We start from the raw sequence: 13,883 nt of genomic DNA on the forward strand, positions 1-13,883 counted from the left end.
CGCGGGCCGGCAAACACTCACGTCTGGCCCGCGCGCGATAATATGAATATTCATGTCCGTAGACTGCGGTTCGACGACGTGGAAACTTGCCTGATCGTCCCAATTTGCAGACCAACTGCCGAAGGGAGCGGCCCGGCATGACGAAAATTCCGTATCTGCGTTTCGATACAGCGGAGCTGCCCGCCGCCGAGCGGCTCGACCGCTACCGCGCGATTCTCACGCATTACGAGGTGTCGGTCCCCGAGGGCACGGCCAGCGACGACTTCGAGGTTCTGGCCGAGGCCTGGCTGCTGGGCGGCCTGGTGACCGCATCCACCAGGATGGGGCCCGTGCGCTTCACCCGCTCCGCCGCGCTGGCGCAGGCCGATGGCCGCAACTCATTCGCGCTGCTGCTGCTCCGTCGCGGCGCCTGGAGCGGCGAGGTCGACGGCGAGCCGATCTCGGCCGGCCCCGGCCAGGTGCTGGTGCTCGACCTGACCCGGCCCTTTGATGGCATCGCCACGGCGACCGATACGATCAGCCTCGACGTCGAGCGCGATGCGATCGTCAGCGCGGCGCTCGATGGTCTCGACCTGCACGGGCTCGTCCTCGACGGCGCCGCCGGCCGCGTGCTCGCCGATCAGATGGGACTGCTGCGACGACGGCTTCCGGCGATGGACGCGAATGAGGCGCCCGAGGCGGTGCAGACGACGCTCGGGCTGCTGCGCGGATGCTTTGGCATGGCCGCGCGGCCGCGCGAGCAAGGGCTCGCCCGGCGCGACATCGCCATCCTTCATCGCGCCAGCCGTTTCATCGATCAGAACCTCGGTCACCCCGATCTCTCGGTGGCAACCATCTGCCGCGAGATCGGCGTGTCGCGCTCGGTGCTCTATCGGGTCTTCACACCGCTGGCGGGCGTCGCAGATTACATCCGCGGACGACGGCTCGAGGCGATCCATGTGCTGCTGGATGACGCCGACGAACATCGCTGGAATGCGGAGATCGCAGCTGAATTCGGCTTCGTGAGCCAGGCCCATTTCAGCCGCAGCTTCCGGCAACGCTTCGGCTACTCGCCGCGCGCAGCACGCGACTCCCGCGATCTCGCAGCTGCCGTCGACGCTGGCCCGGAGCTATTCCGCGAGTGGATCAACCAGCTCGGTTGACTTGCCATGTCGTGCGGTTCGAAAGGAAACGGCCGGGCAGCATAACCCCGCCCGGCCGCAATCTCCGCTTCGCTTCTCCTACTCCGCCGGCGCGGCCGACAGCTCCGGATGCGCAGCATAGTGCTCGCTGGCGCCGAGCTTGCTGGCCGCGAACAGGCCGGCGGCCATCGCGGCATAGGCTAGCGCAACGGCGGGCGTGACACCGAATCCGCCGCCGATGCCGACGGCCTCGCCATGCATGAAGCCGAAATAGGTCAGGACCGCACCGACGAGCGCGAAGCCTGAGGCCTTCTCGAAGTCGCGCTCGATGATGAAGACGCCGATCGCGCCCAGGATGAGGCCGCCGAGGATGGAGCCGCCGCCCATCACTTCCAGGCCGTGGTAGAACACGCCCTGCTGCGGCAGCGCGGCGATCGCAGCACTCTTCACCGCGTCCGCCTTGTCCGCCGCCATCCCGCCAACGGTGGCCGCTGCATTCATGGTCGAGCCCAGCATCGTGTCGATCTGCAGCTTGGCCCAGGCGGCCAGATGCGGCGTCAGCGCCAGCACGATCGCGGGCGCGTGCTTGACCGGCGTGGTCTGAAACGCCTGCGCTCCGATCAGCATGCCGATGTAGAGCAGGATCGGCGAGATCGCGACCACGGGCACGAGCGCCAGCAGCACCGAGATGATGCCGAACCAGGCCAGCACGATCACCATGATGCCGGTTGCGGCGGAGTAGCCGATGCGGCCGCCCATCGCTTTCCAGCCGGGATGGCCGATATAGACAGCGTTGATGAAGGGATTGCCCATCAGACAGCCGATCAGGCTGACGACGCCGTCGGCCGTGAGCACCCGCGTGGTCGGATATTCGTCGCCGGCGGCTTCCGCGCTCTCGACATTGTCCATGGCTTCGACGAGGTCATAGATGCCGAACGGAATGGCGGTGACCAGGATGATGCCGAGGAATTCGAAGCCGGAGAACACGTAGCCCACGGCGGGAATCGGCACCGAGAAGCCGAAATTGGCGAAGGCATCGCCGACGCCCTTCACGCTCAAGCCGCCGAGACCGAGCCCGAACAGGTTCGAGCCCCAGGCGATGATCATGCCGGCCGCGATCGCGACGAGGCCCGCGGGGATTCCGCGCGGATATTTCACGCCGCCGAACCAGCTCACCAGGATGATGGCGAAGCAGACGAGACCAATCTGCGGCGTCATGTACATCTCAAGCGCCGGGCGCATCGAGATGAAGGTGACGGAAACGCCGGCAAGCGTGCCGAGCAGTGCCGCGCGCGGCGTGATCTTTCGGATGAACGGCGCAATGAAGCCGCCGATCATGAGAATGAAGCTCTGGAAGAATACCCAGACCAGGCCGGCCGACCAGCCCTTGAGCGGGTCGCCGGTCTTCAGCGTGATCGGCAGCATGATCACGAAGGTGACGATGAACATGTGCGGCACACTGACGCCCGAGGGCAACGCGCAGACGTCGTTGCGGCCGGTCTTCTGCGCCAGACGATAGGCGAGGTAGGCGTAGTAGAAGGTCGAGAGGCACATCATCAGCCCGAGCGCGGGCAGGATGCGGCCGAACACCAGGCTGTCCGGCATCTTCAAAACGAAACGCAGGAGCCCCGTGAGCACCAGCATGTTGACGAGGATGTTGGTGCCGAAGCCGAAAAACGCATTCCAGTCGCCCGATGTCCATAGTGCCGGCCTGAACTCGGACGTATTGATCTCAGACTTGCCGGCCGTCCCCGTCAATGTGCTCATGAGAATACCCCTATGTGGTCGAAACCTTCATTGCCTCCAGGACTGCGGCTGAGGTTGCGACCCAGCCGAAGATGCCGCCCTGGGCCTTGATCATCTTCAGGCCCATCTCGTGAAACTCGGGGAAGTAGGACGCGCAACCGTCCGACATGACGACGCAGCGGTAGCCGCGGTCATTGGCCTCGCGGACCGTGGTGTTGACACAGACTTCGGTGGTGACGCCGCACACCAGCAAATTCTCGATGCCGTATTTCGCCAGCACGTCGCCGAGCTCGGTGGCGTAGAACGCGCCCTTGCCGGGCTTGTCGATCACGATCTCGCTGTCGAGCGGATAGAGCTCGGGAATGATGTCGTGACCGGCTTCGCCACGGATGAGGATGCGGCCCATCGGGCCGGGATCGCCGATGCGCAAAGACGGCGCGCCGCGTTCGACTTTCGCCGGCGGCGCGTCGGAGAGATCGGGCAGATGGCCCTCGCGGGTGTGGATCACCAGCATGCCGGTGTCGCGCGCCGCCGTCAGCACGGTGCCGATCGGCTTCACCGCGCGCGCAAGCTGGCTGACGTCGTTGCCGAGCGTCTCGCCGAAGCCGCCGGGCTCCATGAAGTCGCGCTGCATATCGATGATGAGAAGCGCGGTGCTCGGCCAGTCGAGCTTGATCGGCTCGGGCTCGGCGTTGATGACGCCCAATGTCGGCTTGCTCGAGTCCAGCATGACGCCCGCCCCTCGCGAGAACTCTCCTTGCCGGAGTTCTGCAAGCGCCGTGCCATTGTGTACAATTGCGGTGGAGCGTGGGCGGCGAGAGAATTCGTTGTGTGGTCAGAAGGTTACGCAAGCGATCGGCATCTGCATATTCCCTGTGCGACGGCTTCGCGGCGTGCATCTGCTTAAAGGATGGGCGGCCTCCGCCGTCATTCCGGCGCGACGCTCTCTCTTCTCCCTCTCCCCGTTCTTACGGGGAGAGGGTCGGGGTGAGGGCTGCCTTCGCAATCACGGTGAGAGACGGACTCGCGGAGAGTCCCCCTCACCCGGATTGCATCTTCGATGCAATCCGGCCTCTCCCCGCGAGCGGGGAGAGGCGAAGCACTCGCGGCTCGCCCCTACGCCCCATACAGCTGCCGATACTCCTCCTCGTACGGCGCATAGGAGTCCTTCATCGTCGCCATGTTCAGCAGCATGGTGGCCACCATGCTGCCCACCTTGTCGAACACACGCGTCCTGGCCCAGGCGCTTTCGGTGCGGCGGCTGCCGGAAAGCGCGACGATCTCGCGCTCGACTTCGTAGTCCTCGTCGACGAAAAGCGGGCCCTTGATCAGCCGGATCTCCTGATCGGCGAACAGGCCGACGGCCGGCCCCTTGGCCGGCAGCGGATCGTCCTTCGAGCGATACTGGAACAGCACGCTCAGCATCTCCATCGGGATGATCGGTCTGCCCCAAGGGTTCAAAGAAGAGTTGTCGGCGCCCGAATAGTATGGCGAGTTTTCGGTGATGACAGCGAGCTTCTGCCTCAGCGAGAAGGGATAGAGGTCGCCCATGGTCTGATCGAACGTCATGCGGACCGTCTGCCGCTTGCCGGTCTGCGCCACCTTGACGTCGCGCAGGATCACGGGGTCGGCGAGCGGCCTGAGCTCGGCGAGGCGCGCCTCCAGCGCCGTCGCGGCGTGCGGCTCGCCGACGGACGCCGAGCCGCGCAGCACCTCCGTGCCATCGCGCTTGACCATTTGGATTTGGCACTGGCTTGTCCCGGGCAGTGGCTTCGACAGGATCGCCTGCACGTCCCCACCTTCATAGCACACGCTGCGATAATGCGCGGACAGGCAGCCGGTCTCGAACCAGGCGCGTCCCCACAGCTGCGCGCCGAGCGGGGCGAACTGGCTGAAATGCGTCGGGCCTTCGATGGTGCCGCCCTTGAAGCCGAGCTTCTGGGCGGTGGCGTCGTCGTGGATGGAGGCGTGCGCATCGTAAGTTTGCGCCTGCAGCATCTGGCGCGGCTTACGCCACGGGCCGATCAGCGTCTTCGCGGTCTCGGTGATCTCGGTCTCGAATGCGTTTGTGGTCATGGCTTTCCTCCACAGGCAGCCATGACTAACAGGACCGCCACGGATGCGGCCAGCGATATTGACTTCGCCTGTCCATGCTTTTGACTGGCAACACCCGCTTCGCAAGCCGCCTCTCTTTCCGCGGCGCAAAATCCCCGCCGAACCAAGAAGAACAAGGACCTCCGAAATGACGCTGATGCAGGTCGAGCTGGACGACAAATACCGGCTCGAATCGAAGCGGATCTTCCTGTCCGGCACACAGGCCCTGGTTCGCCTGCCCATGTTGCAGCGCGAACGCGACCGGCTCCAGGGCCTCAACACCGGCGGCTTCATCTCCGGCTATCGCGGTTCCCCGCTCGGCATGTACGACCACGCGCTGTGGCGCGCGAAGTCGCACCTCCAACAGCATGACATCGCCTTCGTCCCTGGCTTGAACGAGGATCTGGCGGCGACCGCGGTCTGGGGCAGCCAGCAGGTCGGCCTGTTTCCCGGCGCCAAGGTCGATGGCGTTTTCGGCATCTGGTACGGCAAGGGCCCCGGCGTCGATCGCTCGGTCGATGCGCTCAAGCATGCCAATGCGGCCGGCACCGCGCTCAATGGCGGCGTGCTGGCGCTGGCCGGCGACGACCACGGCTGCCAGTCCTCGACGCTGGCGCATCAGAGCGAGCAGGTGTTCGCGGCGGCGCTGATCCCGGTGATCAATCCGGCGACGCTGCAGGACTATCTCGATCTCGGCCTCTATGGGTTCGCGCTGTCGCGCTTCTCCGGCTGCTGGGTCGGCTTCAAGGCGATCAGCGAGACCGTGGAAAGCTCGGCGTCGATCGACAGCGACCCTGAACGCATCAAGATCGTGCTGCCCGAGGATTTCGAGATGCCGCCCGGCGGCCTCAACATCCGCTGGCCCGATCCGCCGCTGGATGCCGAGCGGCGCCTGTTCGGCCCGAAGATGGCGGCGGTGCAGGCCTTTGCCCGCGCCAACCAACTCGACCGCATCGTGCTTGATTCAAAGCCGGCACGGCTCGGCATCGTCGCCACCGGCAAGGCCTATCTCGATCTGCGCCAGGCGCTCGCCGATCTCGGCATTACCGACAAGGACGCGCAGGATCTGGGCCTTCGCATCTACAAGGTCGCGATGACCTGGCCGCTGGAGGAGAGCGGTGCCAAGCGTTTCGCCGAGGGTCTGCAAGACGTGCTCGTGGTCGAGGAGAAGCGCGGCTTCATCGAAGACCAGCTGATGCGCATCCTCTACAATATCGATGCGTCCAGGCGCCCGACGATCACAGGCAAGCGCGACGAGCGCGGCGCGCCACTGCTGCCGAGCGAAGGCGAACTGACGCCGACCATCGTCGCGGGCGCGCTGGTGGCACGCTTACGCAAGCTCGGCCATCACAGCCCGGTGCTGGAGCAGCGGCTGGCGCGGCTGGAGGCCTTCGACAATCCGGTCACCACCAGCACCCAGATCAAGCTCGCTCGCACGCCATTCTTCTGCTCGGGCTGCCCGCACAACACCTCGACCCGCGTGCCCGAAGGCAGCCGCGCCATGGCCGGCATCGGCTGTCACGGCATGGCCCTGAGCATGCCGACGCGCCGCACCGATCTGATCTCGCATATGGGCGCCGAAGGCGTGAACTGGATCGGCCAGTCGCCCTTCACCACCGAGACGCACATCTTCCAGAATCTCGGCGACGGCACCTACACCCATTCCGGCCTGCTTGCGCTTCGCGCCGCCTCCGCCGCCGGCATCAACATCACCTACAAGATCCTCTACAACGACGCCGTCGCGATGACCGGCGGCCAGCCCGCCGAAGGCGCCTTCAACGTCGCGCAGATCGCGCATCAGGTCTGGGCCGAGGGCGTCAAGCGCCTGGCCATCGTCTCGGACGATCCGGGCAAGTACCCGCAAGGAAATTACTTCCCGCAAGGCGCGACCATCCACCACCGCCGCGAGCTCGATGCCGTGCAGCGCGAGCTGCGCGACATCAAGGGTCTCACCGTCGTGATCTACGACCAGACCTGCGCCGCGGAAAAGCGCCGCCGCCGCAAGCGCGGCCTCTATCCCGATCCCGCCAAGCGCGCCTTCATCAACGAGCTGGTCTGCGAGGGCTGCGGCGATTGCTCGCAGGCCTCCAACTGCGTCTCGGTGCAACCGCTGGAGACCGAGTTCGGCCGCAAGCGCCAGATCGACCAGTCGAACTGCAACAAGGACTTTTCCTGCGTCGAAGGTTTTTGCCCGAGTTTCGTCACCGTACATGGCGGTTCGCTGAAGCGCATGAAGACCTCGGCCGTCGATTCCGGCCAGCTATTCGCCGATTTGCCGTTGCCGCCCGCACGCGAGCTGGACGCGCCCTACAACATCCTCGTCACCGGCATCGGCGGCACCGGCGTCATCACCATCGGCGCCCTGCTCGGCATGGCCGCCCATGTCGACGGCCGCGGCTGCTCGGCGCTCGACTTCACCGGCCTGTCGCAAAAGAACGGTGCCGTGATGAGCCACGTCCGCATCGCACGGAGGCCTGAAGACATCTCCGCGGTGCGCATCACCACCGGCGGCGCCGACGTCATCCTCGGCTGCGACATGATTGTCTCGGCCGGCCCCACCGCGCTCAGCCGCGCCGAACGCGGCGTGACTAAAGCCTACATCAACGCCGATCTGCAGCCGACCGCAAGTTTTGTGCAAAATCCCGATCTCGACTTCGAGGTGGGCACGATGCAGACCGTGCTGCGCGACGCCGTCGGAGACAAGAACCTCGATATCATCGATGCCACCGGCATTGCCGCCGCGCTGATGGGCGACAGCATCGCGACCAACCCCTTCATGCTCGGTTTTGCCTTCCAGAAGGGCGCGATCCCGTTGTCGCTGGAGGCGCTGCTGCGCGCCATTGAGATTAACGGTGCCGCAATCGAGATGAACAAGCTCGCCTTCACCTGGGGCCGGCTCGCCGCCCACGACATGTCGCGGGTGCGCAGCGTGCTCCAATTCAAGAGCCGAGTGGCGGCACCGACGAAGTCGCTCGACGACATCATCACGACGCGCGCGGAATTCCTGACTCGCTATCAGGACAGGGCCTATGCCGACCGCTACCTTGCGGCGATCGCCAAGGTGCGCAAGGCGGAAATGGCCGCCTTGTCCGCATCAACCGAGCTGACCGAGGCCGTCGCGAAAAACCTGTTCAAGCTGATGTCCTACAAGGACGAATACGAGGTCGCCCGGCTCTACACCGACGGCAGCTTCGCGAAGAAGGTCTCGGAGAAATTCGACGGCGACTTCACCCTGAAATACCATTTGGCGCCGCCGATCTTCGCACAGCGCGACAAGACGACGGGCCGGCTGCAGAAGCAGGAGTTCGGCGGCTGGATGATCCATGCCTTCCGCGTTCTCGCCAAACTCAAGTTCCTGCGCGGCAGCGCCCTCGATCCGTTCGGCCGCACCGAGGAGCGCCGGACCGAGCGGAAGCTGGTTGAAGATTATCTCGGCATGATCGATCAGCGGATCGCGGGGCTGAAAGCGGAGCAGATCCCGCTGCTGGCAAGGCTCGCGAGGGTGCCGGAGACCATCCGAGGCTTCGGCCACGTCAAGGAGGCCAATATCAAGCTGGCGGCCGCCGAGACGGCGCGGCTGGAGGCCGAGCTGGAGAACAGCCGTTTTGCGGCGGCGGCGGAGTAGAGGTTAAGAACGCAGGCTTTCTCCACGTCATTGCGAGGAGCCCTTGCGACGAAGCAATCCAGAGTCTCGCCACATACTCAGTGTCATCGCCCGGCTTGCCGCCTTCGCTGAAGCTTCGGCGTGCCAAGCGCTCGTGTGGGCCTCGGCGTAGCCTTGGCGGAGCCGGGACCGGGCGATCCAGTACTCCGAGGCGTTTGCGATTGAACCGATGGGCCGCGGCGTACTGGATGCCCCGCTTTCGCGGAACATGACAGCGGTGGAAATAGCTAAACCGACGCCGACACGCCTGCAGCGGTCTCACGTGTGACGCTCCCCTCCGCCAAATGCCTTCCTGCGATATATCCAAACACCAGTGCCGGCCCCAGCGTGATCCCCGGTCCCGGATAATTCCCGTTCATGATCGAGCCCATGTCATTGCCGCAGGCGTAGAGGCCCGCAATCGGCGCTCCGTCCGCGCGCAGCACGCGGGCCTGGGCGTCCACCTTCATGCCGATGGCCGTGCCGAGATCAGCCGGATGGATGCGCATCGCGAAGAACGGCGCGCGGACGATCGGCGCAACGCAGGGATTGGGCTTGTGGCTGATATCGCCGAGATGGCGCTGGTAGATAGTGCTGCCGCGGCCAAATTCGCCATCGCGCCCCGCCTTCGCACCTTCGTTGTAGCTCGCGATCGTCGCCGCCAGCACCGTCGGCTGGACGCCGATCTTCGCCGCGAGTCCCGCGATATCAGGCGCCTCGACCAACTCACCACTCACCACATAGCGCCGATAGCTGCGCGTGAACGGCTTGATGCGGCCGAGGCCGTAGGTCCACAGGAACCGGCGGTCGCAGATCAAATAGAACGGCCGGTCCGGATCGCCATCGCCATGACGGAGCATGGCGAGCACGAACTCGTGGTGGGACAGCGCCTCGTTGACGAAACGCCGGCCCACTGCGTTGATCGCGATCACGCCGGGCTTGGCGCGGTCGGTCACGGTATGCGGGAAAACGCCGCGACTTCCGTCCCTGCGCCGGAATAGCGAGGCCGGCACCCAATAGGCCGGGCTGGATGCGTCCGTGTTGAGCGCGGCACCGGCCGTGGCTGCGAGGCGAAGTCCATCGCCCGTCGCCGAGGTGCTGGCCGCCGAGATAAAACCGGCGCCAGCCGGGAAGAAGCGTTTGCGCAACACGGCATCGTGCGAAAAGCCGCCGGTCGCCAGCACCACGCCGCGGCGCGCTGCGATCGGCCGGTCGCGGGAGCCATGACGGATCACCACGCCGCTGACGCGGTCGCCCTGCATCGAGAGGTCTTCGACGTCGGCGCTGAAGAGAACTTCAACCTGCCGCGCCAGCAGCGAAGCGTAGAGCTGCGCGGCAAGTGCGTTGCCGAGATGCAGCGACGTTCCACGGGGGCTGCGCAGCCGTTGCAACGCATACGCGGAAACCAGCCGCGCCGCTCGCAGGGTCGAGCGCAGCGATTTTCCAACACTGCGCAAATGCGGAACGTCGAGAGGATCGATCATCATCCAGCCGAACAGGTTGAACTCCGGCAGCGGCGGCCGCAGTCGCACAAAAGCGTCGCCCAGCCGCGTGCCATCGAAACCGACCGGCTCCAGCACGCGGCCGCCAGCCGTTGCGCCCAGCCGCTCCGGATAACAATCCGGACAGGCCTTCACCGGCTGGAGGCGAACTTCCGTGTTGGCTTCGAGATAGGCGATCGCCTCGGGCCCGCGCGCGAGGAAGGCGGCGCGCAGGCCGGCATTGGCGGGCTCGGGCACCGTACTCGACAGATATTGGACGGCATCCGCGACGCTGTCGGAAAGCCCGGCCTCCTTCATCCTGGCATTGGCGGGAATCCAGACCATGCTGACAGACCAGGCGGTGGTGCCGCCGACGAACGCGGTCTTCTCGATCACCAGCACGCGCAGGCCTTGCGCAGCGGCCACGGCCGTCGCCGTCATGCCACCGGCACCGGCGCCGATGACAATGACGTCGTAGGTCTCGTGTGCCGGCATCATGCGGCGGGTTTCCGAAGGCGAGGCATGACACCGTCATACCCCGCCTCGCCCGTCCCGCGCTAGCGCTGCGGCTTGCGCTCGATCGGGTCGATATCGATCGCCCGCAGGCGGCCGAGCCGCAGCACGTCCATCGCGAGCCGCCGGCCGATCCGGTCGCGGTCGAGCACGCGGATTAGATCGTCGACGCCGTTGATCTCCACGCCGTCGAGCCTGATGACGACGTCGCCGGGCAACAGGCCCGCCTTCGCCGCCGGACCATCCGGCTCGATCTGCGCGAGCAGCGCGCCCATCTTGTTTTCGATGCCGGCCAGCACCGCATGCCGCCGCGGCACCGGCGCGGTCTGCCCGGCGACGCCGATATAGGCGCGGCGGACATAGCCGTGGCGGATGATCTCCGACAGCACGAATTGCGCGGTGTTGCTGGCAACCGCGAAACAGATGCCTTGCGCGCCGTTGATGATGGCGGTGTTGATACCGATCACCTCGGCATTCGACGACAGCAGCGGCCCGCCGGAATTGCCGGGATTGAGCGCGGCGTCGGTCTGGATCACATCCTCGATGGTGCGGCCGCTGACCGAGCGGATCGAGCGGCCGAGCGCCGAGACCACCCCGGCAGTCACGGTCGATTCGAAACCGAGCGGATTGCCGATCGCGATCACGAGCTGGCCGCGGCGCAGCGTCTTGGAATTGCCGAGCGCGGCATAGGGCAAGTCACGCACGCCATTGGCACGCAAGAGCGCGAGGTCGGTGTCGGGATCGACGCCGAGCACCTGGGCTTCGCCGACATGGCCCTCGACGTCGCGCAGCCGGATCTCCTTCGACGTGCCGACCACGTGGCTGTTGGTGAGGACGAGGCCATCAGGCGAGATCACGATGCCCGAGCCGAGCCCGCCGCGCTCACGGCCGTTCGGCACTTTTGGCCCGGTCTCGACACGCACGACTGCGGGGCCGACCCGGTCGGTCACATCGATCACGGCATTGGAATAGGCGTCCAGCAACGCCCGGTCATCGGCCGGCGCAGATGCTGTCGTTCGCGATGACGCGGCGTCATCGACGATATCTGAGGTGAAATCCAGCATGGCAAGAGTCCTTGAAGGCTCACACAGATGGTGGCCTGTGCCCGGCCGCGCAAGGTGCCAGCCGGGCGCGCAAGGCTGGACTGCCCAGATGGCTAGGGCGCCCGCCTGAGCGTACCGGCCCGCGCCTTCACCGGGTCGAGCAGCGACCAGTCCCCATCCGGAAGCACATGGCCCTTCGGGAATGGCGCCCGCAGTTCGATCCCCAGCGAACCCAGCACGCGGTCGTCGCGGTAGTAGCATTGCAGCACGACGCGGACGAGCGTCGCGGCGGCGACGCCGCCGTGTTTGCGAAACTCCTGCGCCACCGCATCACGCCTGGCGGCATCGAGCTCGGCGAGCGGCGATCCTGCCAGTTGCGCCAGATGGTCCAGCGCCGCCGCGACCAGTTTGGTGTCGCGGCCAAGCGTCGCCAGCATGTCTGCCTGGATCGCGGGATCGTCCGCCCCGGGCACCTTGTACTCGTCGCTGGCGGGAACGATCATCGCGGCGATGCCGCGGAGGTCGTCGCGTTGGGTGCGCGTGAGATTGTCTGCGGACATGGCGGCCTTAATCAAACAAATTGGCGAGGCGCTGCTTCATCTGGTCGGCGATGTAGAGCGCGAGGGCCTGGATGGTGGAGGTCGGGTTCACGCCGCCCGACGTGACGAAGATGCTGCCGTCGACGATGAAGAGATTCTTGACGTCGTGCGTGCGGCCCCATTCATTGACCACGGAGCTTTCAGGATCGGCGCCCATCCGCGCGGTGCCGAGCAGGTGCCAACCGCCCCAGGGGATCGGCGAGTTGATGCAGATATCGGTGGCGCCCGCGGTCTCCAAAACCTCCCGGCCGCGCGCCAGCGCATGCTCCATCATCTTCCGGCTGTTCTCGCTGATCGTGTAGTCGATCTTCGGCGCGGGAATGCCGTGACTGTCTTTCAGGACGGGATCGAGCGTGACGCGATTATGCTCCTCCGGCAGATCCTCACAGATCGCGGAAAATCCGAGCCGATGGCCGTTCAGCTTGCGGAAGACGCGGTGATGATCCTCGCCCCAGGGCAGAATGCCCTTTTGCTCGCTGACGACAGCCTCGAACACCGGTCCGGCCCCGCGCACGAACTGAACGCCATAGCCGCGCACGAAGCCGCGCGAGGGGTCCGTGTCGTACCACTCCTTGCTCCACAGGCAGGTCGGCGGCGCGCGGTTGCTATCGGTCGGCTCCTTCACATAGCCGTAGATCTGCGCGTAGGGATGGAACATCAAATTCTTGCCGACGAGGCCGGACGAATTGGCAAGGCCGTTCGGAAAGCGCGAGGACGCCGAATTCAGCAATAGCCGCGGCGTGCCGACGCCGTTGCAGGCGATGATGACGACATGCGCGGGCTGGAACTGCTCGATGCCGTCCTTGTCGTAATAGACCACGCCCGAAGCCATACCGCTCTCGTCGGTGGTGATCTCGCGCACCCGGCAATGGGTGCGCAGCTCGACGCCGGCGCGGATCGCCTGTGGCCAATAGGTGATGTCGGTGGACGACTTTGCGCCCTGCGCGCAGGCCGGCGTGCAATGGCCGAGATTGATGCAGCGCGACCGGCCCTCATAATCCATCGTCGCGACCGTCGTATCCGACGGCCACCAGTGCCAGCCGAGCTTGTTCATGGCCTTGCCGATGATGGCGCCGGACAATCCGAGCGGCTGTTGCGGCATCGGCGGATGCGTCAGCGGCGACAGCGGATCGCCCGATAGTCCCGACGTGCCCATGATCCGATCGTTCTCCTCGAAGAACGGGGTCAGCGCGTCGTAATCGATCGGCCAGTCGTCGGCGACGCCGTCCAGCGTCCTCACCTTGAAATCGGAGGGATGCAGCCGCGGCCAGTGCGCGGTGTACATCACCGTGGAGCCGCCGACCGCATTGTAGTTTACAACCTTGATCGGCGAATTGTCGTCGTTGATCGGATAGTCCTCGGGCCGGCCGCGCACGTTCGGGCTCGACGACCACTCGCCGTAGAACTTGGCCTCCCAGTCGCGGCCGGTGCTGGGATATTCCGCCGGGTTCATCCAGCCGCCCTGCTCCAGGCAGAGAATGTGCATCTTGGTCTCGGCCAGCGACCACGCCACCGCCGCGCCCGAAGCGCCGGCGCCGATGATCAGGACGTCCACGGGGTCTTTCATCGCAACTTTTTCCTCCCGCCCTCGCCGCTTCCCGGGCGATTCGACCTGCACGGTCCGCAAGGCCTGCGAACGATAG

Annotated in this window: 9 protein-coding genes; 2 read left to right on the forward strand and 7 right to left on the reverse strand. The window is 65.7% G+C overall.

The genetic code is table 11. The annotated features are described in order from the left end of the window. The first annotated feature begins 137 nt into the window (after positions 1–137). Positions 138–1,142 (forward strand): helix-turn-helix domain-containing protein, encoded by a 1,005-nt coding sequence (locus tag RAD10_RS10330; RefSeq protein ID WP_461617363.1) that lies wholly within the window; start codon positions 138–140, stop codon positions 1,140–1,142. Positions 1,143–1,220: 78 nt separating this feature from the next. Here RAD10_RS10330 and RAD10_RS10335 read toward each other — a convergent pair whose 3' ends face one another. The 3 genes from RAD10_RS10335 to RAD10_RS10345 all read right to left on the reverse strand — a co-directional run bounded on the left by RAD10_RS10335 (position 1,221) and on the right by RAD10_RS10345 (position 4,943). After that, positions 1,221–2,888, reverse strand: coding sequence for a regulator (locus RAD10_RS10335; RefSeq protein ID WP_461617364.1), 1,668 nt, complete (start codon positions 2,886–2,888; stop codon positions 1,221–1,223). Between the two features lie 10 nt (positions 2,889–2,898). After that, entirely contained in the window at positions 2,899–3,597 is a 699-nt protein-coding gene (locus tag RAD10_RS10340; protein ID WP_461617365.1) for a cysteine hydrolase family protein, read from the reverse strand. A gap of 386 nt (positions 3,598–3,983) precedes the next feature. After that, positions 3,984–4,943: a hypothetical protein gene (locus RAD10_RS10345; RefSeq protein WP_461617366.1), complete on the reverse strand. Its 960-nt coding sequence runs from the start codon at positions 4,941–4,943 to the stop codon at positions 3,984–3,986. Positions 4,944–5,109: 166 nt separating this feature from the next. Here RAD10_RS10345 and RAD10_RS10350 point away from each other — a divergent pair, with 166 nt between their 5' ends. After that, positions 5,110–8,586, forward strand: coding sequence for an indolepyruvate ferredoxin oxidoreductase family protein (locus RAD10_RS10350; RefSeq protein ID WP_461617367.1), 3,477 nt, complete (start codon positions 5,110–5,112; stop codon positions 8,584–8,586). A gap of 266 nt (positions 8,587–8,852) precedes the next feature. Here RAD10_RS10350 and RAD10_RS10355 read toward each other — a convergent pair whose 3' ends face one another. The 4 genes from RAD10_RS10355 to RAD10_RS10370 form a co-directional block, all read right to left on the reverse strand. Continuing rightward, a complete protein-coding gene (locus RAD10_RS10355) occupies positions 8,853–10,583 on the reverse strand; it encodes an FAD-dependent oxidoreductase (protein ID WP_461617368.1) in 1,731 nt (576 codons plus the stop codon). 59 nt (positions 10,584–10,642) lie between these two features. Then, on the reverse strand, positions 10,643–11,662 hold the full coding sequence (locus RAD10_RS10360; protein WP_461617369.1) for a S1C family serine protease: 1,020 nt from the start codon (positions 11,660–11,662) through the stop codon (positions 10,643–10,645). Between the two features lie 92 nt (positions 11,663–11,754). Continuing rightward, entirely contained in the window at positions 11,755–12,201 is a 447-nt protein-coding gene (locus RAD10_RS10365; protein WP_461617370.1) for a hypothetical protein, read from the reverse strand. 7 nt (positions 12,202–12,208) lie between these two features. Then, a complete protein-coding gene (locus RAD10_RS10370) occupies positions 12,209–13,807 on the reverse strand; it encodes a GMC family oxidoreductase (protein ID WP_461617371.1) in 1,599 nt (532 codons plus the stop codon). Between the last annotated feature and the right edge of the window lie 76 nt (positions 13,808–13,883).

Source organism: Bradyrhizobium sp. 23AC, from assembly GCF_054863025.1.